Here is a 23,416-nt window from a genome sequence, read left to right on the forward strand (position 1 = left end):
CTCCTTAGCGAAATGTAATGCGGGGATCCAATAATTTATAAAGAATATCTGCTAGTAGATTCATAGCAATAACAATAAATGCAATAATAAACACACTAGCCTGTACGATTGCCATATCCCTTGTATTCACTGCTTGAATGAGTAGTTGTCCTAATCCTGGCCATGAAAATACGCTCTCGGTTATTAATGTGCCGCCAACAACAGTTGAGGTTTGTAGCGCGGTAATCGTAACAACTGGAATAAGGGCATTACGAAAAGCATGCTTATGGATAACAAAAAACTCTTTTAACCCTTTACTTCTTGCCGTACGAACATAGTCTTGGTTCATAATTTCTAACATACTTGAGCGAATAAACCGTGTCATCTCAGCAGCAATCCCTGTGCCAAGCGTGATTGCCGGTAAGATCAGATGACTCCATGTACCCCGCCCTGAAACCGGGAACCATCCTAACATGACGGAGAAAATCAAAATGAGCATAATCCCTAACCAAAAATTTGGCATCGCCTTCCAAATGACCGCTCCCCCTGTCGCTACGACGTCGATAGCAGAATTCTTCTTCGTCGCCGACCAAATACCAAGAGGGATAGCTATCATTATGGCCACAATCATAGCTGCTACAGCTAATTCAATTGTCGCCGGTAAGCGCTCCAGCACAATAGGTAAGGCACTCGTGTTATAACGAAATGATTCACCAAAATCAAGTTGAGCAAGTCCGACCATATAGTTGAAATATTGAATATAAAAAGGCTCATTTAACCCGAGTGATTCACGGAGTTGTAATATATCCTCTTGACTCGCATCTTCAGGTAACATTAATGCAACAGGATCGCCTGCCACATAAACAAGGCAAAACACGATAAAAGAAATGATAAACAACACCGGTATAATTTGAAGTAATCGTCTCATAATATATTTGCCCACTATTGTCCCCCTATAGCGAAAAGTAATAGAGATGGGTAAATGGATGGAACCACCCATTCACCCACAAATATCAGCTTTTTTTATTCACTTGCTTTCCTTTTAATAGTTGGTGCATAAATCATTTCATCTGGGGTAGGAACAAAATCAATCGCATCATTTACACCGATATTGATTTTTTCCTCATGAAGCATAATATGTGGCACCTCTTCAGCGGCAATCGCTTCAATTTCTTGTATTTGCTTGGCTCGTTCTTCCTCATTCATATTGACGGCAGAGGTAGCGAGCAATTCTTCGATTCGATCATTCTTATAATCTGTATGGCCTTCAAAACGTTCAGCACGATACCAATCGACCGAGTAAGCACCGTCAAACATGGAATTACCTAGACCAATTAAATAAGCATCCTTATTCTCGTTAGCCGTACGCATTTCAACAAAATTACTCCATTCCATGAACTCGATATTTACTTTCACATTAATTTCCGCAAGCATACCCGCTATCATTTCTGCCACTTCTGCATCTTGTAAATAGCGCCCTTTCGGTGAATGCAAAGTCATTTCAAAGCCATCTGGATAACCTGCCTCAGCTAGTAATGCTTTTGCTTTTTCAATATCATAATTGTAAGTATCATAAAGGTCAGGATGATGCCCGAAATTACCTGGACCTACTCTTGTTCTTGTTGGAATACCTCCACCTTGCAAGACATTATCGGTAATCGCCTTGTTATTAATAGCAAAGTCTAGTGCCTGACGTACACGGACATCAGCAGTCGGAAGCCCTTCTGTCGCCCGCAATATTAGCATTACGACTCGGTTTGACCTTTCTTGTACAATAGATGTACCCTCATTACTATTCACTCGTTCCCAATCAGACGGAGGAATATTAACAGCCATATCAACCCCACCTGTTAAAAGCTCTGACACTCTTGTCGAGTTTTCTGGAATAACTCGGAAAACAAGCTCATCCCATTCTTCTACTTTTCCTGCGAAATAATTCTCATAGGGTGTGAAAACGATGCGATTATCACGTTTCCATTCTTTGAATTGAAATGGACCTGTACCAACGGGATTAGATAGAAAATGCTCCCAACCATTCTCTTCAATATAGTTCTTAGGCAAGATACCTGAACCAAGTCTGGATAAACGGTGGAATAAGGAAGGCTCTGGTGATTGTGTCACTATATTGAAAGTGAGCTCATCAATCACTTGAATTTCTTTTATCTGCTTATAATTGGGGTACTCCTGCAAAGTGTCATCTTTCGCTACTCTTTCTAACGTAAATTTCACATCCTCCGCTGTGAGAGGATCACCGTTATGAAAAGTGACACCTTCCTTTAGTTTTACCTGATAGGTCAAGTCATCGATTTTCTCATAGCCGGTGGCAAGTTCTGGATGAATATTGCCATCCTTATCTTTTTTAAATAAATAATTAAACATATTCACATGAATCGCTTCCGTCGACGTATTATTATGGTCATGAATATCAAATGTCACCATATCCGTTCCAACTGCCACTGTTAATACACGATCATTTCCCTTCTCTGTGACAGCACCACCTACCTCTGAGCCACCTCCAGAACAACCAGCTAGAGCGATGGCAACAACGACTAACAGGACAATCTTCCTCCAAACACTTCGCTTCAAATTGTTTCCCCCTATACGCTTATTTTTTTATAGGCAAGCCCTTTTCATCAGTTTATAAACGTATAAGCAAAACTATGATAAAAATTGTTAAGGATATGGTGTCAATCAGATTTTAATACGAACAAAAGAAAATCTGCAGAAGGGGAATATTATGAAATGTAAGGGAAAGTAAGATTGAAAAAAAGGTTGGTTATTGCGATGTTACGGGAAGAACTTAAAGAGTGATAATTATCTTTTCTTAAGTCATACGGGATGTCCATTCATTGTAGACAATACGGGGATTGCATATATTTTAATTAATCTTAATTAGAAATTTATGTTAAATGATAAAAATGCATGGAGTGTTCGTAAATCCTAAATTTGAACACCACTTCTCTTCTTATTTATGGCTTTGTGGGCTCGCAAATCTCAGATACCAACACTTCTCTTCTGGTTTATGGCTTAATGGGTTCGCAAATCTCAGATACCAACACTTCTCTTCTGATTTATGGCTTGATAGGTTCGCAAATCTCAGATACCAACACTTCTCTTCTGATTTATGGCTTGATAGGTTCGCAAATCTCAGATACCAACACTTCTCTTCTTATTTATGGCTTGATAGGTTCGCAAATCTCAGATACCAACACTTCTCTTCTTATTTATGGCTTGATGTATTCGCAAATCTCAGATACCAACACTTCTCTTCTGATTTATGGCTTAATGGGTTCGCAAATCTCAGATACCAACACTTCTCTTCTAATTTATGGCTTGGTGGGTTCGCAAATCTCAGATACCAACACTTCTCTTCTGATTTATGGCTTGATAGGTGCACAAATCTCAAATACCAACACTTCTCTTCTTATTTATGGCTTGATAGGTGCGCAAATCTCAAATACCAACACTTCTCTTCTGATTTATGGCTTGATGTATTCGCAGAGATATATGTAAACCTGTTAATGCATTAGAAAACCAACAAAAAAGCCGGAATCAATAGAATTGATCCCGACATCATTTGACTTTTAACATCTTACATATTTCCGCTTAAACCCTAGACGACCTTTATCTAAGTCTTTTTGAATATTTTCATAAGCATGAAGAACGCCATTCTTCTTTTTCTCTCTTTTGATTTCGATGGCTCCGATATCCTCTGCCACTTCAGCTGCTTTTTCACTTAGAGGAATATAGGAGATCGCAACGGTATATAAGAAGTTATTCATTGATACCTTTGTTCTTATAGGTGCGTCATAAATGTCCGCCTGCACTTGATCTAGCATATCCGATAATTTGCTCGTGACAAATTCGTCGTCTTTCCGATTACCTAATAACCAACAATAACAACTCCAACCAGCTGACATTCTCAGCTCATCCCCACTGGCAATCCATTCATCGGCAACTTCCTCGGCAATCGGTGATTCGGATAAAGTAACCGCTACGACATAGTCTGAAAGCATATAAAAATACGCATCGTCTACCCAACGATTAAAATCTTCCTTTGTCATTGCTTTTGGGTCGGCAATAATGCCTGCAAAGTACATCGCATCATAATTTCCTGTTGCATATAACTCCTCAGCTAATGATTGATCAATTTTTATTTTCTTCGCAAACGGTTTCATCGCTCCAGTTGCGACACCAAAAAGGGGCTCATGTGCACCGTTTGAGAGATAAATTTTTTTCGTTCGCTCTTTTCCTAATGCTTCTAATTCATTCATTACCTCATTGAAATCCATCAACTAAAACACTCCTCTTCTAGGATACTGTTAAGACGATTTTCCCAGTATTCTCTCTATTCTCTATCATATCATGTGCTTTTTTCACTTCATACAAGGAGTATTCTGCCCCTACTTTTACTTGTACATCCCCGTTTACCAATAACTTAAATACTTCATCAGCAACGGGCTTGATCGTTTCCGGCCTTTTCTTTCTTGTCGTACCAAAACTAAAACCAAGGACTGAACGACAACTGCTATGGAGAGCAGTTGTTGGGATCCTACCCGTTTGATTACTCGTATTGCCAAAGTGCACAATCCTCCCATATGGAGTTAAACAAGCAAAGCTTTCCTCAAATACAGAGCCAGAAACAGAATCTAAGATAAGATTAACCCCATCTCCATCGATGTATTCATTAACTTTTGAAGAAAAATCCTCATAAGTGATGGCCAAATCAGCCCCTGCTGCCAACACAGTGGAAAACTTCTCTTCCCTGCTAACCGTGCCAATTACTGTTTTCGCACCAAATAACTTTGCCATTTGGATGGCTGTAGAACCTACACCACCAGCTGCTGCATGAATGAGTACAGTCTCTCCTAATTGCATTCGTGCGATGTCCTTCAATAATTGGTAAGATAAAAAGGAAACAATAGGGCTTGCTGCCGCAGTAGTAAAATCAATTTCGTTTGGGATGGCAAATGTAAGTGCTTCGTTTGCCACAGTATATTGCGCATAGGACCCTTTTTCAGGAAAAGCTACTACTCTTTGCCCCACTTTAAGTTTCTTGACTTCAGAACCTACCTCGGCAATCGTTCCTGCCGCTTCAAGACCAAGAATCTTGGGGCCTTCCATTTTCTTCTTCAACCCTTGACGATTTTTAATATCAGCGTAGTTCACACTTGTTTTATCCACTTTTATGAGCACTTCATGAGCAGAAGGCCGTGGTATGTCTATATCCATTACTTGCAATACGTCTGAGGAACCATACGATTCTATTACTACGGCTTTCATTTTACATTCACCCTATCTATTGTTTTAATTCAATTTCTGATCCTCTCTTCTTATACCATTGATAAAACGCTAAACGAAAGGATTCGGGCACACCATACATGTGAGTGTGTCGCACAGGTTGCGCTCGATTGATAGTCGTAATCTTAGCAATGCCTAGTAATTTCTCGAGGGGGCCCCTATTCATCTCAATTTCAATCACTTTATCACGTCTAGTTAGAAATAATGTCGTTGCTAAGCTCCCAGTCTTTAATTGAATAAAACGCTCATTCAACACATAGCGGCTATTATAGTAATCTAGGACCCTTAGTAAAACAACTAAAATAAGTAAAAGCAATGAAAACAACCACCATGGCATATTCATATTTAACACATTGGGTTGGAAATAATATAATAATGCCGTTGCAATCATCCAGAGCCAACTAGGTTTCAACAACCTGGCAAAAAGAGCATTTTTCGGAAGATTGTGCATCTCTTCTTCTACTTCATAGTCTGGTAAGATTTCAGATATTAGACGAAAGGCATCCTTCTGCGGTAAAAAGGGGAACAAAGAGCTTGTCTCCATTGAGGAATCCCCGCCGCCTCCTCCTGTCTGACCAGCACTCGTTAGTTTCACTTCTGCAATACGTAAAATTCTTTTCATTAACGTTTGCGTTATTTCGACAGCTTGGACCTTTTCCTTTGAAATAGAAAAGCTTACTTCATCTAGTACGCCTCTAGAGATATAAATCCTATCATCATCTGAATAAATTCGATAATTACCATATTTTATATATGTTTTTATCATGCCAAATATCGTTGAAGCCACAATAAGAAAAATAACAACAAGTGCCGTTAACCACCAGGCACTTAATATAAAGTGAATGGCACCTTCGGCTTCTTTCTCGACATTAATAAAATCATTGATCATAAAAAACAGAGAGCCTAAAGCTGGAATTAAAAGCAAAAAGCTTAATGACGTCATTGAAGCTTTCATAATATCCTTCTTGCTGGCAGCAAAATGCAGTTTTCTATCTTCTATATATTCTTCTACCTTTTCCTCTTCACCTTGGGACACTTTGATATTGCGTGTACTTTTTTCTATCCAGTCTTCTAAATGGTCCGCTTCTTCTTTAGAAAGCACCTCGAATTTTATTGTCCCGCCATCACCAGACATACCTGTCTCAAACTTCAAGGAGGTCTTTCCTATTAATTTATGTAGAAAAGTCGTATGTCTATTTACATTTTGAACCTTACTAAAAGGAATGGTTCGTTTATGTTTTGTGAAAAAGCCTTCACGCAAGTAAAAAGCGACCTCATCGATCTTATAAGTTGTAGTCAGCCATTTAAAGATAACAAAAATAATAGAAAGAATAAGAAGTATGGCGGCAATAATTCTACCGTAACCAATCCAATCGGCCTCTCGATTAAAAATAAATAAGTAAAGAAAAGCAAAAAAGAAAAACTTCAAAACACCCCATATATGAAAAGCAATGGTTAAGCGAGAATATCGTCTATAATCCATTATTCATCTACTTCCTTTATTTTTGCATAATAAGCAATCGTATTTCTCAGTTGCATCGCTATTTCCTTTGATAGCATAGGGATTGTATGGGTTGAGCTCATCGTTTCGACAGAAAGACCATATAATTGATACCTTCTCTGTACCGGTCCTTGATTCGTTGCCACAGATTGGATCTTTGTCATTGGTACTAATTCATATTTTTCTATAAACACTCCTTGCTTAATCTGCAAGAATTCCTCATCTACTTCATAACGGAAGTTTTTATATAATAGGTATGGTTGAATGGTTAATGAATAAATCATAGATAAAATAGTAAGAGCAAGGACAACCCATAGAACCCATCCTACCCAATCCCACCAATCAAATCGAGCGTCAACGTAAAAAAGTATAGCAAGAATTGGCAACCATATCGCATTCCCAATTAGTTCACTAATTAGCATCGCTTTTATACTATTCTTAGATAATCTCTGCTTTGGTATTGGTAAATCTATATCCATCTTTATTCTCCTTCTGTATGATTTTACTAATATACGGTTAGAAGCGGGGGTTAGTTTCATTTGTTATCATTTTGCAAGATATAATCAGAGTAACAAGAGTTAAAACGAAAAGAAATATAAAGTTTTTCACTAGTACAAAACTCTAAAAACCTTGCTACATTTTTGTATAAACATGATATAGCTATTATCTTCTGTTCAACAACTTGCCTCTTTGGTCCTGAGTGTCATTTCTAAAATATATAAAGTGAGTAGCGTTTGAATCAGCTTATCTACTCTATAAACTCCTACTCTTTTTGTCTATTTTTGTATAAAATTAATATATATCATCGTAATAACAAATTGAAAAATGCTATGCTCAAAAGAGAAGGGGGAGAGCAAAATGATTCTTTATCAAATTTGAAGAAGTTAATTGAATGTGCCTCATTATATGAATTCGATTTTTTAGATGGAATACACATTCAGGAGGAATTAAAATTGGATAAACAAACGAAGTGGAAGAGTCTAACAAAAAAGCAACAGGAAGTGCAATTTTCCGGGAGTATTTATGTACGGAAGCATGATAGAACAATATTTTCAGAGAGCTTTGGTTATGCAATCTATCCTGAAAAAATCAAAAATCATTCACACACTCGCTTTTCAATTGCATCTGGTAGTAAGATTTTTACATCTGTTGCAATTTGTAAGTTGGTAGAAGAAGGTAAAATCGCATTTGACACGAAAATCATTGATTGTTTAGATATAAAATTTCCATATTTTGATAAAGAAATTACCATTCATCATTTACTAACTCATACATCGGGCATTCCAGATTATTTTGACGAAGATGAAATGGATGATTATGAAGACCTTTGGAAAGATAGGCCAATGTATCAGATTCGTTCTGTAAAAGACTTTTTGCCAATGTTTCAATATAAAAAAATGAAAACCAAAGTGGATAGCCCTTTTAAATACAATAATACTGGCTATATTATTTTAGGCCTTATTATTGAACATATCAGTGGCATGAATTTTGTTGACTATATCAATAAAGATATTTTTGAAATAGCGGGCATGACTGACTCAGGATATTTTTCAATGGATGAACTACCCGAAGACGTTTCATTTGGATATTTGGAAAAACCAGATGGAACGTTGAGATCGAACATTTACTCACTACCTGTAAAAGGTGGACCTGATGGCGGTGCCTATGTTACCGCAATTGATATGGGGATATTCTGGGAATCGTTAATGAATGGCAAACTCTTAACAAAAGATATGACTCGTAACTTATTGATTCCTCAAGTAAATGTGGAAGAAGATATCTTTTACGGTTATGGGGGTTATATGGAATCAAACGAACAGGGTATCGTGAAATATATTCAGATGGGATATGATCCAGGAGTTAATTATCGATCAGTACATTATCCAAATCAAGCTCTTACCATCGTTGTTTGCTCAAATAAATCAGAAGGGGCTTTTGAAATTCTTAAAGAAATGGAAAATATAATATTTAATCAGTAAAAGGTGAATAGGAGCTAATTTTTCACTATTAGCTCTTATCTTTCTTTTTAAATTTTTCAAAATCTAAGAGGAATACATACTTTTCCTCTCATATTCTCACTCCTTTTCACAATTCTTCTCCTTATAGACCTATACGAAGTAACATGTAAAAGGATCATCCTCTGAATGAACTGATCCTAGCGTAAAACCTTTTTTTATCATAAAAAAAGTAGCCAGAAAAAGGGCTACTCTCAGCTTATACTTCATCTTCTCTCATATTCAACTTGATAAATATATTCTATATACTGATTAAACTGCTCATCATAAACATATTTAAATGACCATTTCATCATATTAGTAACTAATTTATAGATCCAGTTTGATGGAATCAATGTAACATTCGCTATAAACTTTGTTCCTTCTGGGAGGATTTCGAGAATGTATTCTGTCCTACTTATTCCTTCTTTCGTCTTCGTCTCTACTACAGCATAAAAAGGTGGATCATACTTAGAATAAACAGCTTGTAACTCATACACCTTTTTTCCAATTTTTTGCCTTGTAGTGAACATCGAGCCTTCTTTTAAATCACTTTCAGCTCCATCATAATGATTTTCAATGATTTGTGTATTCCATTTTAATACATGTTGATCTTTATTAAGACATTCAAAAACTAAATCTATATCTGCCTCAATCTCTGCTTCAAATCTATAACATTGTATTTCTTTCATTTGTCTTTCTCCTAAATAATTTAATAAACACCCAAATATAATTATAACCTATTGAGGTAAAATTTGTTAAACTAACCATTCATTTTTACTATGCAATCGATTCATATTCATAAACTCTTTGCAAGAAGAAAGACTATTTATCTATGACATTACGAATCCCTCGGAAGCTCGTTACGAAGTATACTTCTCCACATATCAACCAATCAGAAGAACCTTCCGTTCCCTTCTTGCACGCAAAGTTATTTTAGCGACAGGGTATTCAAGGTGGAAGAGAATGCTCGTTCGAACGGCCGCTTAGATGCTCCACTACTTACTAGACGTGAAAAAGAAATCCCCCTCCCCGACCTACCATTCTTAGAGGCAGTCCCTGTTCGTTCGGAGTGTCAAATGTAGATATGGATAATCACGTCTCCCTTCTCATTTCACCTTGGGGATACCAAGTATATCGTGGAAGCTAGTAATGAAAATTTCATAGCTACTCCAAAATGCCTAACTACCTTAGCGTAGTTAGGTTCCTTTTAATTCACAATAACAACCAATTGCTATAAATACTTCCTATGAATATCGAATCAATTTCAAATTCATTATAAACTTACACTTCTATATATGTTTAGAGTTTAAACACTCGGGAAAAATAGAGGAAATACCTTACAGAAATGAGCTGATACTATCGATAATTCAATTAAAGGCGAACATAAGGAATTCCAACAGAACATAACTAAGCACTCAACATACAATCTCATCTCTGGTATTCTCTTCGGACTTGGTTTGGTTGCATTTATTGATGAGATGGTATTTCACCAACTATTAAGTTGGCATCATTTTTATGATCAATCCACAACAAAGATCGGATTACTTTCTGATGGGTTATTCCATGCGTTTAGTTGGTTCGCTACAGTAGCAAGTCTGTTTATGGTGGCTGACTTACGCAGAAGAGAATCTTGGTGGAAAAAAAGATGGATTGGCGGGGCTTTATTAGGTATTGGTTTATTTAATTTATACGATGGTTTAATTCAACATAAAGTGTTCAAATTACATCAAATTCGCTACGGAGTTGATGTGCTACCTTATGATTTGGTATGGAATATCACTGCTGCAGTGATTACGATTATCGGAATCATTATCATCCGAAAAACTAGTCAGTCACAAAGTAAGTAAAGCTAATAGGGGGACACTATGCCTGCTCAACAACACTTTGACATAACCATTCTTTCATTTATTTTAGCGACTCCTTTTTTTCTTTTAATCATTCTCTATGGAATCGCTGTCATCAAATCTAATCAATCTTACCGTCAGTGGCCATGGTATCACACAGCATGTTGGATTTGTGGAAATGTACTTTGTATATTAGCAGTTGCTGGTCCTTTAGCAGAGGCATCACACCAATTTTTCAGTGTCCATATGGTTGCCCATTTACTTTTAGGCATGATTGGCCCACTATTTATGGTACTAGCAAAACCAGTAACGCTCCTACTACGTTCATTACCTGTAAAAACGGCTAGAAAAGTGACTACTACCTTAAAAATGAGACCATTTCACCTTTTATTAAATCCCCTATTTACTACGGTGTTAAATATTGGTGGACTTTGGTTATTATATCGAACGGAATTATTCACAATGATGCATCATTCAATGGTGTTGTACACCGTCATTCATGCACATATCTTCCTAGCTGGTTATTTTTTCACAGCATCAATCATCTATATTGATAAGCTTCACCAAGGTTATAGTTTTCAATTTCGAGCCATTATACTTATTTTAGCTCTCGCTGGACATCAGATTCTAGCCAAATCTTTTTATGGTTACCCTCCTTCAAGTGTAGAAAGAATGGAAGCTGAAAAAGGAAGCATGATTATGTATTATGGAGGCGATATTGTTGACCTAGTGATTATTATTATTTTCTGTTATCAATGGTTTAAAGTGACAAAGCCTAAAAGGTATCAACCTCATTCTGTGTAATCAGAATTTGAATAGCTAGTGGACTCTTTTTGCAGTAATAGTGCAATCCACTAGCCTTCCTATCAATATACTTTCGATTCTTTTTTCATTTCCTCAATAACCGATTGCCCTTCGGTTTGATCTGCATCGTTCCATTGCCATTGTTCATGTAATCTCATTCGCCCATCTGGAAGGTATTCAGGCGTTGAAGAACAAGTACCACCTCTTACTTCATCTTTACTATTTACATGATTATAGTTAAACAATAAAGAACCATCCTCATTTACAATACCGATTAACGTTCCTTTTCTAATCTGTCCGCCATAGTAGCTAGCAGATAGGATATTCCCCTCTTGACTATAATCAAAATAAGTTTGATCAGAGACTTCACCATTATTTGTATTCTCTATTGATACAAATTTCTTTCCGTTATAATTAATCAATTTGATTCCTCGCTCTCACTTTTTATTAAAGAGACCCAATAAGCATCTCCGCCTCCAGGTGCAGAAGCTCTTATCTCCCCACTAAAGTAGATGATTACTTCATCACCGACTGACAATTGACCTACCTTTTTTTCTGACATATAAGTTGGTAATGTAAATTCAACTCCTTGATACATGTATGTTTCTCTTAACTCTTGTTTTGATTTGTATTTAATATTTTCAGCATTCGGCACAACCCAAATAGATTGCCCACTTTCTATAATGACACCCTTGTAGGTCGGCGTATATGTAAAGAAAAGAAACCCTCCAATACTAATAATGAGGAAAAGAGCTAAAGTACAGATGAGATACTTTCGTAAGATTTTCATCCTCTACCTCCTTACCACCTACTTTCACCATAAATTCCCTCTAAACAAGTTCTATTCTCCTGCAAACAAGCCGAGTAGATTTTCTTATTTTTATCAACGCCCCCTAAATTTACTTATTATTAAAAATATTTTAACAGAAAAATGGTAAGATGAAGCAGAATACAATAAAAAAATTAAAGGAGGATAATATGCGTAGATTCTTAAAGTTATCTATTGTCGCTTTTCTCGTTTTCTTTTCTACTCTATCATTCGATTCTTCGCAAATATCTGCTGCTACCTTACCAGTATCACAAGCCATCGACGTGCAAAATAACTCTGTACAATCGGTGGAAGGCTATATAGTAGGTAAGCCTACCTCAGCCAATACGGTAATTACGGGCAACTATCCAGATGATTACTCCTTAGCTATTGCTGATTCTCGCACAGAAACAAATACTGCTAATATGCTTTATATTCAGATTCCCTCACAATTCCGCACACAGTTCGGTCTTAAGAGCAACCCCGAATTACTTGGTGAAAAAATAACTGTAACCGGCAATCTCACAGCGTACTATTCACATCCTGGATTGAAAAACACAGCTGAAATGATCAAACAATCCGAAGAAGAGGAACCTGAAGGACCTGATGAGGAAAATAATGCCCCTGGTTCTTATTATGATTCTGCAACTGGAAAAACAGGCGAAGCATTAAAAACCGCGTTACACAATATCATTGATGACCATACCGAAATTTCTTATAGTGCCGTTTGGGAAGCATTAAAGGCAACGGATGAAGATCCAAATAATACGAATAACGTCATCCTTCTATACACAGGCAGATCACAAAGTAAATCAACGAACGGTGGAAATTCAGATGAATGGAACAGAGAACATGTGTGGGCTAAATCGCATGGCGATTTCGGAACATCTATGGGTCCTGGAACAGACCTACATCATCTACGCCCCACAGATGTATCAGTGAATGGCTCTCGTGGTAACAAAGATTTTGATAATGGCGGATCTCCACAAGGTGAAGCACCTGATACCTTTACGGATAATGATTCTTGGGAACCACGTGATGAAGTAAAAGGGGATGTCGCGAGAATGATTTTCTATATGGATGTCCGTTATGAAGGCGACAGTGGCGAACTGGATTTAGAGGTGAACGACCGCGTAAGCAACGGTTCAGCTCCCTATCACGGCAAACTCTCAACGTTAATTGAGTGGCATAACTTAGACCCTGTAGATGACTTAGAACGACAAAGAAATGATATTATCTATAATGACTATCAACATAATCGTAATCCATTTATCGATCACCCTGAATGGGTTGAAGAAATTTGGAATTAATTAAGGAAAAGAAAAGCAGTCTTCAATTCTGACTCTAAGAGTCTCAATTTGAAGGCTGCTTTTTTATTTTCATTTACGCTTTTGCTTAAATGCGGCCAAGATAATGAGCAAGGCGATACATGTAAAACCCCCTGCAATAAGAGGATTGATCTCCACATGATATTGATCGATGATGATTCCACCAACAGTTGAACCAATAGCCATACCAACATGAACCCCTGAATTATTTAAACTTTGTTGAATATCAGACGTTTCTGGCGCAGCAGATACAAGATAGCTCTGGATAGCGGGCTGCAAAGACCAACTTAATAAATTCCATAACAATAGTGCACAAATAAACAAAGCAAGAGAAAACTGCAAATACGGGATAAGGATAATCGTAACAATAAAAGCAGAAAGTACGATGATAATAGATCGTTTCGCACCTAAGCGATCCGTAATCTGCCCACCTAAAAAACTACCACATACAGCAACGATACCAATAATAAGGTAAATCAAACTAAGCGAATTACCAGTAATACTCATCGTCTCACTAAGAAAGGGTGTTAAATACGCATATAGACTCATATGACCGGCAAAAAAGAGAATCGATGTCAGTTGAACGAGTACAATCTTTCTATTTTTTAATGCTTTTAACTGTTCCTTTAAAGGTAAACCTCTTTTCGCCTCTATTGGACCTAATGCAAAATAAACAACAATCATGATGATTAATGTCAGAATCGAAATAAACAAGAACGGCGCTCTCCAGCTATATTCATTACCTAACCACAAGCCGAATGGAATTCCAAAAACAAGGGACGCACTGACCCCCATCAGTACAATACCAATCGCTCTCGCTCGATATTTTTCACCACTAATTTGTGAAGCAATCGTGAGACATAATGAAATAAGAAGAGCCGCACACATAGCCGATATTACTCTTCCAACCAACAAAGATACATAACCGTCCATAACAACAATCATTAAATTAGATAAGAAGAAAACAAAGAGAACGAATAGAAATAACCGCTTTCTCTCTATCTTCGCTGTTAAAGATAATAGTACAGGACCAGATATGGCAAAGCTTAATGAAAACAAAGAGATCAACATCCCCACTTCACCAAGCGACACACCTAAATCCGTTGCAATAAGTGGCAAGATGCCCGCAATAATTAACTCAACCAAACCGACAATAAAAGTAATTATGGTTAGTAAATACACTCTTTTATCCATCTGACCTTCCCTCCACGCAAAAAGGCAGCGCTCCCTATAAAAGCGGGAGGCGCTGCATTCAAACATATTCTATGCGAATTCGCTAACATGACGCCCATAGCCATGTCGCCATTATTCATTTATAAACAAAAATAATTTATCATTTTGAACATGGATTGTCAATCACTCACTTTTTCTTCTTACCAAACACTTTTACGCCTATTATCCAAAAGATAATCATTAAAATTGTACTGACAATTAATACAGGAATTGCTCCAAACTGAATAATAAATGGAACGGCTGCAGCTGTAATAAGCCCGCCACCTACCATCGGTTCAAATACAATTTGTTTATAGCCAAAGGCATTGAGTGCTGGCGATTTGTTCTCTGGATCGACTGTTTTCATTAGCATAATTCCTGTTGCAGCCACACCTGTAGACTGTCCGAAATCTCCTAATCCTCTTTCAAACCAATACTCAGGTATCATACGAGGACCCAGATATAAGAATAACCCTACATTCAAGACAATTCCAGCAATCGCTAAAATAATGAACGGAATGAAATTCTCACCAATGACCTGTAGACTAAGTGAAGCCATCGCACTAATGATTAGGAAATCAAGAGCTACACCTTGAATACGATTAATTAATTCGCGATCAACTAATTGATAACGGTCAAATTTGGATAAGAATAATTGTAACAATATTCCCCCTATCATTGCGAATGGAAATAAAGGAACATATTCAAATAAATAAACACCTATAGCTGGCCCATAAGTAACAGCCTCAAGCCATTGAAACGCTTCCAATAATAAGAACCCAATAAAAATAGATAGCCCAACAAATCCAATATGAAGCGTTAACGGCTCAATAGACATCGGCGAAGTAGTTTGCAGACCCGCTGATGAACGATTATCGACCTTAATAATACCTGACTGCTCCTCTACAGAAATCTCATCAGGGTGACTCAATGTTTTAGATTTGCCATTACGTGCTCCCCAATTGATTAAAATCATCCCTACGATGATACCTGCAAGAATACCGACTGTCGACAAACCAATTGCCAAATCATAACCTTCTTCAAAACCTAAAGAAGTAAATGTCCCTTGTAAACCCGCCACTGTTCCATGACCACCAACAAAGGCAATCTCAATTAAGGCGCCTGCAGCAGGACTAAGTCCAAAAAGAGGTGTAATGATGGTGATAGCAAGTAAAATACCCACTACATATTGAGCAAAAGAGAGTGTATAACCTAAAGCAATATGCGGCCCACCAATCCGCCACATTTTTTTGGGATTAGGTAATTTAAACCCTATAAAAAGACATGCAAAAACAATATTAATTAAAAGGCCTGGCAGACTAGCCCAAACTTCGACCATCTCAGATGTAAAAATTCCACCTTCGCGTCCAAGTAGCCTTCCTAGTATTTCTGGTCCTAATATAAGTGCAATAAAACCCGCAATTAATGATGTTGGTAAAAACAATCTTTGAAGTAATTTCACTTTAATTCTTACCCATTTACCAAGCACTAAAATAATCGCCAGGATAAGAACTGAAAAAGCAGCAATCGTTAAGTCCATTTATTCATCCCCTTTGTATTTCATTTAATTTCCCCATTTTTCTTCTAGGGAAACCTATAGAGAGTGACCCGTGAATTATACTACATGCCGAATAAACTTGTCACATGAGAGAATAAATAAAATAATTCCATCTATTCCGAGACCACCGAAGAACTACCTGCCCCAAAGAGAGCTAAATAAAAAAACGGCTATTGTGAGTTTTTCCCATACAAACCGTTTCATTCAACAATTCCTGAGAAGAAACAACAAAGAAGAGTAAGTGATATCGAATCACTTACTCTTCTTTCGGACACCATTTAGTAGTAAAGACTTCTTCTGCAGCCGAACTTCTCATCCATCAATCCTTCATCATAGCGGGTCAATCAGCGTCTCCCAACGCTCTTCTGACATCGTGCCGATTCCATTTTCAGCTGCATCCATTCCATAAACAAACTCAATTTGTAATTCTGCTTAAATTTTTTAAGAGGCAAGTTCTATGTCTGGATTATCTTTTTGAATCAACTCATTGATTTCTTCAAAGGAACCTTCATAATGTCTATACGACCATTCCAAGGCCATTTTCTCTAAAGTAATCCATATAATTCAATTAATTATTGCGATGAAAGCTGGCTAACAAAAATACTCCTCCGTTCAAAATGAAAAAAGCCTTCTGATGTAATTTATTTAATGCTTCTTTAACCGGCATTGTACTGACATTCAATTGGTCAGCTAATTTTCTAATAGAAACTCTTTTACCTGGTGGGAATATACCGGAGACATTTATACACTTCTTGAGAAAATGTGGGGACGGTAATTTCTTCGCTTATATGCATTTATGGGATCGTCACCTCCATTATGTGATATGTGATCACAGTTATAGCTTCTATGATACCTATTACATAGAGAGACGCAATGAATCTGTTAAAAATATGACAAGGAAAATTTTAGCACCCATTTACTATATTGAGACAAAAAAAGAATCTTTTCCCTCAGGTTGTTCTATTTCCTTATACAAATACTCTTTCAGCTTCCCTTCATATTCAACCTGTATAAAGGGGATATTGCGGAGATCATACGGAGTGATTAATGATAGCGGTTTTTCAAATTCGATGCTGTCAGTTGCGTGGATGACGGAAGCTACAAACTGAGAACAGAAGAAAGCTTTTCTTCTGTTCAAAGGTTTATTAAACAGCACACCAAATAGACCAAAGAGATTATAACGATAATCCTCCTTTTCAGATTCGATTGTAGCGATATATTGTTCCATTTTCCTCAGTTCTTCATTATTAACTGCGAAAGAATAAATGATGCAATCCGCATGCTTCAACAATCCTTTGTTTATATTCTCTACTACAAACCCACCGATAAAGGGATTCCGTGGCTTTTTCCTGCCAAAACTATATACTTTTGCTAATTCATGATCAAAGGCGATAGATGCATGATTATAACTTCTCTTCGTATAGAATTTTATCAATTTCGTAAAGTACGTACCTGTATCTGTAAGCAAAATATAAACCTTCTTGTCACCTAAACCCATTACCGTCTCTCCTCTAGCCAACGAATGAAATATAAACAAATCCCGATAGCCACCATTTTTTCCGATTGCATAAGATAAGCATACAAAAGGAATCATGACTGATTAACTAGCTAGAGACTAAAGTTTCGCTAGGTCTTTGGTCGTAATTCATCATACGCTTGATTCCTTTTCAGTTATTAGGTGCTTCTTACGGATGAATGGAGTGGTGGATTTATGAAAGTTAATATAATCAGCTTCGTCTATGTACCGTTTTTTTTTTTGAACACTTGCAAAGCTCTTTCGTTATGCCATCTTCCTTGGTTTCTCTCTGGATGAACGCGCTAATTCCTTTGGCTCCGCTCACTTTCTTAAACTCTTCATCAGTTTGAGTTGTTACTAAATATGAAAAACCCGAATCCTTATACATGGACTCGGGTACATCAATATTGTTTTATTTTTTCCTCATTTCCTTCTGAATTTTCCGTAGGGCTTTCTTCGATCCTCGATTAATATCGTGTTCCATTTTCCTTGTAGCGAAATCAGTGAATAAGGTTTCTAAATCGTAACCTTCTGGATATAGTTCCTGTGCTGGGAGATTTAAAGTAATTCGTTTGACATTTACTTCAATCATTTCTCCTTTATAGTAGACCACAACATTATAAAATTGATCCATTTCTTTGTAGATAATCGCAAAGTCATTATGATCCAATAGTTTTACTCTGTCCCCTTTTTTATAATCATATTTTGCTGCAACGGCTTCGCTCTTGTGTTTAGGCTGACGTATTTTATCTGGATTCACTTGCTTTAGTTGATAATCTTTATTCTCCATATAAGCTTCTGCTCGCTTTAATACGGATTCTTTCATATTCATTTTGCGAGAAATCCATAATGCGTTACTATCTCCTGATTTCCCAATAACTAACCGATACAAGGGTGATAAAGTTTCCTGATCGAATTGCATCGCTGCGTTCATAAAATCACTATGCAATTCTGAATAACGTTTGATTTCCCCATAATGAGTGGTTGCAATGGTTAGACAGCCCATATGATAGAATTCCTCTAATATCGCAATTGCAAGTGCTGCCCCTTCATTCGGTTCAGTACCACTGCCAATTTCGTCAAATAATAAAAGAGTACGATGATTGGAGGCGTTCATGATTTCCGACAAATTTTTCATATGAGATGAAAACGTACTTAATGCATTTTCTATACTTTGATTGTCGCCAATATCAACGAAAATATGTTCAAAAATGGCGATCTCCGTTCCCTGTTCTGCCGCAATATGAACCCCTAACATCGTCGCTAAAGTTAAGAGCCCAATTGTTTTTAATACAATTGTTTTTCCACCGGCATTAGGGCCAGTAATGATTAAGCTTCTATAATCTTTACCTATCTCAAACTGGAGGGGTATAGCATCTTTCGGCAACAAGGGATGCTTACCATTCACTATTTTAATATAGCCATGATCATTGACCTGCGGCTGTATGCCAGCAATATGCTTACTATATTTCGCCTTCGCAAATACCATGTCATACTGGCTAATTAACTCCATATTTACTTTTATCTTTTGTAACTCTTCTACTATCATCCCAGAGAGTGTCGCTAATATTTGGTATTCTTCCATCTCTTCTTCTACTTTAAGGCTTGCTAATTCTGCACTCAGCTTCGAAACGGTCTGTGGTTCGATAAATACAGTAGAACCTTTCGAAGATACTTCAATAATGGCACCTGGCACTTGACCTTTATAAGAGGCTTTAATAGGAATTGTATATCTGTCATCTTTTTTACTAATAAAGAACTCTTGGATATACTTCTTATTCGTGCCATTGTTTAAAAATTTATTTAAACGCTCGTTAATTTTTTCTTCTGTCGCTTCTTTTTTAAAACGGATTTTTTTTAACTCTCTACTTGCCGACGAATCAATACGACTGCCTTTAATCGTAAAATTGATCTCTTCCTCTATTGTCTTCATTTCAGACATCGACTGAGCATAAGAAGCAAGCGTTGGTGCGAAAAACTCTTTGCTTTGCATGAATTGTTTGATTTTGCGACAGCCTCGTAAAAAGTCAGATAAACTAACTAAATCACTCGGTTGCAAAATAATGTCCTTATCAAGTGAATCAATAATGCTTTCAATGTTTGTAATACCTACAAAAGGAATATGGCCCTCGGCATCTATGATTGCTCGTGCCTCAGTAGTTTCCTGTAAGCGGTTGTTCACCACTTTTATATTTGTACTCGGTGCTTGTTTATCGATTAACCTTTTACCTAAACCGCTCACACAATAAGATTGCACAATTTGTTTTAATTCGTTATATTGTAGTTTTTCAAATGTCATATTATTCAATTTCGATGCTCCTCACTCATTTTTTCATTGTGAAGACACCTACTTATTAGATTCCGATAGATTTTTAGACAGAAAAAGCTGCAGGGATACCCCGCAGCTTTTACATTTATAAGGCTAGAAGACGTCATGAACCATAAGAAAAGCTAGATATAGCTTCCCTGTTCATCACATGCTTTATAAAGTATAGTAGGTATCTTCATAGGTTGAAATCAATCCATAACAAATAGCAGGGGATCACTAATAAAATTTTTCCCATTTGTTATTGCATTCATTTCAAATTTAATTGCCTATTTAGAACCTACTGCACTCATAAAGGCACCTCTCAATTTTTATTATGGAATCTAATTACCAGTATCATATCATATCGATAAAAAGAAGTAAATATTCATCTTTTCTCTTATGAATGATTTATTCTGTCAAAATCATCAAGTAACGCACGTGCTTCATCAGTTGACTTTGTATTCATTAACTGATTTCTTAATTCTCCCGCTCCTTTAAAGCTTCGAACATAAATTTTGAAAAAACGATGAAGGCCGGTATACGGGCGCAGCTCCAACCCTGCATATTGATCATGAAGATCGAGATGCAATCTTAATAGGTCCAATAATTCTTTACTACTATGCTCTTTGGCTTCCTTTTCAAAAGCAAATGGGTTTTTAAAAATACCTCGGCCAATCATTACACCGTCAATTCCGTATTTTTCTGCCAGCTCTAATCCCACTTGGCGGTCAGAAATATCACCATTAATTGTTAACAGCGTATCAGGAGCTACCTCATCACGGAGCTTTTTAATTTCTGGAATCAATTCCCAGTGTGCGTCTACCTTACTCATTTCTTCTCTCGTCCGAAGATGAATCGAGAGGTTGGCAATATCTTGTTTTAAAATATGCGTGAGCCAATCACGCCATTCGTCGATTTCACTATAACCGAGCCTTGTTTTCACACTAACAGGCAGTCCCCCTGCTTTTGCCGCAGCAATCAGCTCAGCAGCAACATCCGGACGACAAATCAATCCGCTACCTTTACCGTTTCCAGCAACATTCGGCACAGGACAGCCCATATTAAGGTCAATGCCTTTAAATCCTAGTTCCGCCATACCAATACTCATTTCACGAAAATTCTCAGGTCTATCTCCCCATATATGCGCCACCATCGGCTGTTCATCCTCTGTAAAAGTCAAGCGACCACGAACACTTTTTTGTCCATCAGGATGACAATAACTTTCCGAATTTGTGAATTCAGTAAAAAACACATCTGGCCGTGCTGCCTCACTAACGACATGACGAAAAACAACATCCGTCACATCCTCCATCGGTGCAAGCACAAAGAATGGGCGTGGCAACTCACGCCAAAAATTTTCTTTCATCATGTATTCAATCCTCTCACGGTGAGATATCTATTTATCAAATATACCTTCTTCACTTATAGCATGTTTACACACTGCTTTTCAAACAACAGTTAATTTTGACATTTATAGTTTATCATATCGGGGAATAAGATGGTTTGTATGAGAAGGTCACTTTATGCCCCCTAAACGAATAGGAATAAAACAATAACAAGAGTGGGGGGGCAATATAATGGATAAACGCGTACAATTCGACTTCGAAATAGAATTTACCAATGGGGGAGGCTTACAGGGACAAGATTTTCGCTTGGATATTGACGAAGATACGATCTAAGATGAAGATCTAGCGAACTACATTGTAGAAGATATGAGATTGTTAATGGTGGGAACAGTGAAAATACTAAATAAAAAAATCATTCATGAAAAACATAAACGTATGAAAAGCGAGGAATAGTGAGGCCACTTAAAGCTTTTCAGCCTCAAGCCTTAAACCAATATACACAAATAGCCCATACTCTTTAGTAAATAATGGATATAAAATATACATAAACTTTCTCTCAGGAGGAATCTCATGTATATATCAAATAGAATAGGCTTCTTAAGTTGGGGGATGACTTGCCTATACTTTCTTATTGAACCTTTCTTCATTTTTACCTCAACAGCGTCTTATAGCTATTTACATCATGCTATGAGTGACCTTGGTGTAACTACCTGCGGTGAATTCACTTATGCATTCGCACCTTATGAAATATGCTCCCCTCATCATGTGGGGATGAATGGACTCTTTGTGTTTAACGGATTAACCTTTTGTATCGGAGTACTATATCTCTCCCAATATTTGTGCAAATCATTGATTAATCGAATGGCAACATCGTTTATCCTTTTAATAGGCATTTCTACCTTTATCTCAGGCATAATCCCTGCTGATGTCAATTTATTAGGGCACTCTATTCTCGTATGGATCGCTATGATAACCGTATTTCCAGGCCTACTCATTTTCGCTAAGAAACTGCCACCCATTAGAAAATGGACATATTTTTGCACAGCAAGCTTAATATCTACTACTATTCTGATTTCACTTGTTCCACTCTTTCCTCTCCCTTCAGGATTACTTCAAAGACTCTTTTATTTCATATTGTTTATTTGGGGAACAGTATCCACTTATCTTTTAATAAAGCGTTCTAAATCTTTGCCTGCATCAAATTAAGATGCAGGTTTCTCTTCAGACATCTTCTTTATTTTTGTTCCTTTTATACTTTATTAAATTACGGAATAGTATCACAAACCCAATAATAATCAAGCCCATCACTACTGCGGGTATGACGTAATAAATAAAGATAATAAACATTTCTGTCTCTTTACTCCATTCCACACCAATACACCGTCCTCTGTTTTTCCTTCTTCTCATCTGTTAGATTAAGAGTCGTTTTACATATCATCTATATAATTAGGTTGGCGATTTGATTTATTTAGGAGGAAGTTATGCGAATAACCTTTTAAGTATTCTTTTTACTGTTGCCTTTTTATTAATTACTTCTTTTTTTAGTTACCAATTTTCTTACATCCTTGTTTGCCCTGCTAACAAATAAAAAAAGGAACTGGAATTAATATAACCACTTCCCTTAAAGTTACAATCTGACCTTCACTTCAGTCCCATCATTCGCTACTACATCTACTAGTACCAATCCTTTATGACTCTTTATTTCTTTCAGAATAGGTTTCAACCATTTTTTATCCATTTGTGGGATGACAAAATCAACTTCTTTCTTTTGCAGTTGTTGATTGATTCCCGCATATACATACCGCTGAAACACTTTGGATAAAAGAATAGAGCAACCAATATGTAATGCAGCATGAGGAACTGGAATCGTTAATCGCATACCTTCTGTTCTCACCGTAATTTTCAGCATGGGAT

Annotated in this window: 23 protein-coding genes and 1 pseudogene; 7 read left to right on the forward strand and 17 right to left on the reverse strand. The window is 36.9% G+C overall.

Going from position 1 to position 23,416, the window contains the following annotated elements; genetic code table 11:
- Positions 1-4: 4 nt before the first annotated feature.
- Both MKX29_RS04815 and MKX29_RS04820 read right to left on the reverse strand, forming a co-directional pair.
- Positions 5-922: an ABC transporter permease gene (locus MKX29_RS04815; protein ID WP_095370522.1), complete on the reverse strand. Its 918-nt coding sequence runs from the start codon at positions 920-922 to the stop codon at positions 5-7.
- 80 nt (positions 923-1,002) lie between these two features.
- Positions 1,003-2,565, reverse strand: coding sequence for an ABC transporter substrate-binding protein (locus MKX29_RS04820; protein WP_251162777.1), 1,563 nt, complete (start codon positions 2,563-2,565; stop codon positions 1,003-1,005).
- A gap of 444 nt (positions 2,566-3,009) precedes the next feature.
- On the opposite strand from MKX29_RS04820, the gene MKX29_RS04825 reads away from it, so the two are divergent.
- A complete protein-coding gene (locus tag MKX29_RS04825) occupies positions 3,010-3,492 on the forward strand; it encodes a hypothetical protein (RefSeq protein ID WP_341104326.1) in 483 nt (160 codons plus the stop codon).
- 71 nt (positions 3,493-3,563) lie between these two features.
- Here the strand turns inward: MKX29_RS04825 and MKX29_RS04830 are convergent, their stop codons facing one another.
- From MKX29_RS04830 to MKX29_RS04845, 4 genes are read right to left on the reverse strand one after another with little or no spacing between them, the layout of a single operon-like run.
- Entirely contained in the window at positions 3,564-4,271 is a 708-nt protein-coding gene (locus tag MKX29_RS04830) for a DNA alkylation repair protein (protein WP_289435118.1), read from the reverse strand.
- Between the two features lie 19 nt (positions 4,272-4,290).
- On the reverse strand, positions 4,291-5,262 hold the full coding sequence (locus tag MKX29_RS04835; RefSeq protein WP_341104328.1) for a quinone oxidoreductase family protein: 972 nt from the start codon (positions 5,260-5,262) through the stop codon (positions 4,291-4,293).
- Positions 5,263-5,278: 16 nt separating this feature from the next.
- Complete coding sequence (locus MKX29_RS04840; RefSeq protein ID WP_341104330.1) at positions 5,279-6,763, reverse strand: PH domain-containing protein; 1,485 nt, start codon at positions 6,761-6,763, stop codon at positions 5,279-5,281.
- Positions 6,763-7,260 carry a PH domain-containing protein gene (locus tag MKX29_RS04845; protein WP_341104332.1) on the reverse strand — a complete coding sequence of 166 codons (498 nt, stop codon included), beginning with the start codon at positions 7,258-7,260 and terminating at the stop codon, positions 6,763-6,765. Before MKX29_RS04845 ends, MKX29_RS04840 begins: the two co-directional genes overlap by 1 nt.
- A gap of 474 nt (positions 7,261-7,734) precedes the next feature.
- Between MKX29_RS04845 and MKX29_RS04850 the strand changes: the two genes are divergently transcribed.
- Positions 7,735-8,760: a serine hydrolase domain-containing protein gene (locus tag MKX29_RS04850; RefSeq protein WP_341104334.1), complete on the forward strand. Its 1,026-nt coding sequence runs from the start codon at positions 7,735-7,737 to the stop codon at positions 8,758-8,760.
- Positions 8,761-9,002: 242 nt separating this feature from the next.
- Here the strand turns inward: MKX29_RS04850 and MKX29_RS04855 are convergent, their stop codons facing one another.
- Positions 9,003-9,467, reverse strand: coding sequence for an SRPBCC family protein (locus MKX29_RS04855; protein ID WP_341104337.1), 465 nt, complete (start codon positions 9,465-9,467; stop codon positions 9,003-9,005).
- Positions 9,468-10,148: 681 nt separating this feature from the next.
- Here MKX29_RS04855 and MKX29_RS04865 point away from each other — a divergent pair.
- On the forward strand, positions 10,149-10,625 hold the full coding sequence (locus MKX29_RS04865; protein ID WP_409338375.1) for a DUF2243 domain-containing protein: 477 nt from the start codon (positions 10,149-10,151) through the stop codon (positions 10,623-10,625).
- Positions 10,626-10,643: 18 nt separating this feature from the next.
- A complete protein-coding gene (locus MKX29_RS04870; protein WP_341104339.1) occupies positions 10,644-11,426 on the forward strand; it encodes a cytochrome c oxidase assembly protein in 783 nt (260 codons plus the stop codon).
- A 62-nt stretch (positions 11,427-11,488) separates the two neighbouring features.
- Here the strand turns inward: MKX29_RS04870 and MKX29_RS04875 are convergent, their stop codons facing one another.
- Both MKX29_RS04875 and MKX29_RS04880 read right to left on the reverse strand, forming a co-directional pair.
- A complete protein-coding gene (locus MKX29_RS04875; protein ID WP_224934464.1) occupies positions 11,489-11,848 on the reverse strand; it encodes a n-acetylglutamate synthase in 360 nt (119 codons plus the stop codon).
- A complete protein-coding gene (locus MKX29_RS04880; RefSeq protein WP_224934462.1) occupies positions 11,845-12,216 on the reverse strand; it encodes a DUF3221 domain-containing protein in 372 nt (123 codons plus the stop codon). Before MKX29_RS04880 ends, MKX29_RS04875 begins: the two co-directional genes overlap by 4 nt.
- 188 nt (positions 12,217-12,404) lie before the next feature.
- On the opposite strand from MKX29_RS04880, the gene MKX29_RS04885 reads away from it, so the two are divergent.
- Entirely contained in the window at positions 12,405-13,544 is a 1,140-nt protein-coding gene (locus tag MKX29_RS04885) for an endonuclease (protein WP_251162784.1), read from the forward strand.
- A 69-nt stretch (positions 13,545-13,613) separates the two neighbouring features.
- On the opposite strand, the gene MKX29_RS04890 is transcribed toward MKX29_RS04885, so the two are convergent.
- The 6 genes from MKX29_RS04890 to MKX29_RS04910 form a co-directional block, all read right to left on the reverse strand.
- Positions 13,614-14,756, reverse strand: coding sequence for an MFS transporter (locus MKX29_RS04890; protein ID WP_224934458.1), 1,143 nt, complete (start codon positions 14,754-14,756; stop codon positions 13,614-13,616).
- A gap of 166 nt (positions 14,757-14,922) precedes the next feature.
- Positions 14,923-16,314 (reverse strand): sodium/glutamate symporter, encoded by a 1,392-nt coding sequence (locus tag MKX29_RS04895; RefSeq protein WP_341104346.1) that lies wholly within the window; start codon positions 16,312-16,314, stop codon positions 14,923-14,925.
- Between the two features lie 586 nt (positions 16,315-16,900).
- Positions 16,901-17,077, reverse strand: a complete 177-nt coding sequence (locus tag MKX29_RS24450) for a GntR family transcriptional regulator (protein ID WP_445662703.1) — start codon at positions 17,075-17,077, stop codon at positions 16,901-16,903.
- 174 nt (positions 17,078-17,251) lie between these two features.
- Positions 17,252-17,830 (reverse strand): hypothetical protein, encoded by a 579-nt coding sequence (locus MKX29_RS04900; protein WP_341104348.1) that lies wholly within the window; start codon positions 17,828-17,830, stop codon positions 17,252-17,254.
- A gap of 430 nt (positions 17,831-18,260) precedes the next feature.
- On the reverse strand, positions 18,261-20,156 hold the full coding sequence (locus tag MKX29_RS04905) for an endonuclease MutS2 (RefSeq protein ID WP_341104350.1): 1,896 nt from the start codon (positions 20,154-20,156) through the stop codon (positions 18,261-18,263).
- A 397-nt stretch (positions 20,157-20,553) separates the two neighbouring features.
- Positions 20,554-21,522: a tRNA dihydrouridine synthase gene (locus MKX29_RS04910; protein WP_251162843.1), complete on the reverse strand. Its 969-nt coding sequence runs from the start codon at positions 21,520-21,522 to the stop codon at positions 20,554-20,556.
- A gap of 211 nt (positions 21,523-21,733) precedes the next feature.
- On the opposite strand from MKX29_RS04910, the pseudogene MKX29_RS04915 reads away from it, so the two are divergent.
- Positions 21,734-21,955, forward strand: a pseudogene (locus tag MKX29_RS04915) (cyclase).
- 117 nt (positions 21,956-22,072) lie between these two features.
- Positions 22,073-22,708, forward strand: coding sequence for a DUF998 domain-containing protein (locus tag MKX29_RS04920; protein WP_224934450.1), 636 nt, complete (start codon positions 22,073-22,075; stop codon positions 22,706-22,708).
- Between the two features lie 15 nt (positions 22,709-22,723).
- On the opposite strand, the gene MKX29_RS04925 is transcribed toward MKX29_RS04920, so the two are convergent.
- The gene (locus MKX29_RS04925; protein ID WP_341104354.1) at positions 22,724-22,873 is read right to left on the reverse strand and encodes a hypothetical protein; all 150 of its coding nucleotides are present in this window, start codon (positions 22,871-22,873) and stop codon (positions 22,724-22,726) included.
- Positions 22,874-23,129: 256 nt separating this feature from the next.
- A complete protein-coding gene (locus tag MKX29_RS04930; protein ID WP_251162791.1) occupies positions 23,130-23,411 on the reverse strand; it encodes a hypothetical protein in 282 nt (93 codons plus the stop codon).
- Positions 23,412-23,416 lie beyond the last annotated feature (5 nt).

The organism is Cytobacillus sp. FSL R7-0696 (assembly GCF_038006865.1).
GTDB lineage: Bacteria > Bacillota > Bacilli > Bacillales > Cytobacillaceae > Cytobacillus > Cytobacillus kochii.

Bases quoted from the DNA above. Each gene is read 5' to 3' on its own strand.
- MKX29_RS04855 (WP_341104337.1), bottom strand. From the start codon at position 9,467: ATGAAAGAAATACAATGTTATAGATTTGAAGCAGAGATTGAGGCAGAT.
- MKX29_RS04920 (WP_224934450.1), top strand. From the start codon at position 22,073: ATGTATATATCAAATAGAATAGGCTTCTTAAGTTGGGGGATGACTTGC.
- MKX29_RS04900 (WP_341104348.1), bottom strand. From the start codon at position 17,830: ATGGGTTTAGGTGACAAGAAGGTTTATATTTTGCTTACAGATACAGGT.
- MKX29_RS04840 (WP_341104330.1), bottom strand. From the start codon at position 6,763: ATGGATTATAGACGATATTCTCGCTTAACCATTGCTTTTCATATATGG.
- MKX29_RS04930 (WP_251162791.1), bottom strand. From the start codon at position 23,411: ATGCTGAAAATTACGGTGAGAACAGAAGGTATGCGATTAACGATTCCA.
- MKX29_RS04870 (WP_341104339.1), top strand. From the start codon at position 10,644: ATGCCTGCTCAACAACACTTTGACATAACCATTCTTTCATTTATTTTA.
- MKX29_RS04845 (WP_341104332.1), bottom strand. From the start codon at position 7,260: ATGGATATAGATTTACCAATACCAAAGCAGAGATTATCTAAGAATAGT.
- MKX29_RS04825 (WP_341104326.1), top strand. From the start codon at position 3,010: ATGGGTTCGCAAATCTCAGATACCAACACTTCTCTTCTGATTTATGGC.
- MKX29_RS04910 (WP_251162843.1), bottom strand. From the start codon at position 21,522: ATGAAAGAAAATTTTTGGCGTGAGTTGCCACGCCCATTCTTTGTGCTT.
- MKX29_RS04890 (WP_224934458.1), bottom strand. From the start codon at position 14,756: ATGGATAAAAGAGTGTATTTACTAACCATAATTACTTTTATTGTCGGT.
- MKX29_RS04895 (WP_341104346.1), bottom strand. From the start codon at position 16,314: ATGGACTTAACGATTGCTGCTTTTTCAGTTCTTATCCTGGCGATTATT.
- MKX29_RS04830 (WP_289435118.1), bottom strand. From the start codon at position 4,271: ATGGATTTCAATGAGGTAATGAATGAATTAGAAGCATTAGGAAAAGAG.
- MKX29_RS04885 (WP_251162784.1), top strand. From the start codon at position 12,405: ATGCGTAGATTCTTAAAGTTATCTATTGTCGCTTTTCTCGTTTTCTTT.
- MKX29_RS04835 (WP_341104328.1), bottom strand. From the start codon at position 5,262: ATGAAAGCCGTAGTAATAGAATCGTATGGTTCCTCAGACGTATTGCAA.
- MKX29_RS04880 (WP_224934462.1), bottom strand. From the start codon at position 12,216: ATGAAAATCTTACGAAAGTATCTCATCTGTACTTTAGCTCTTTTCCTC.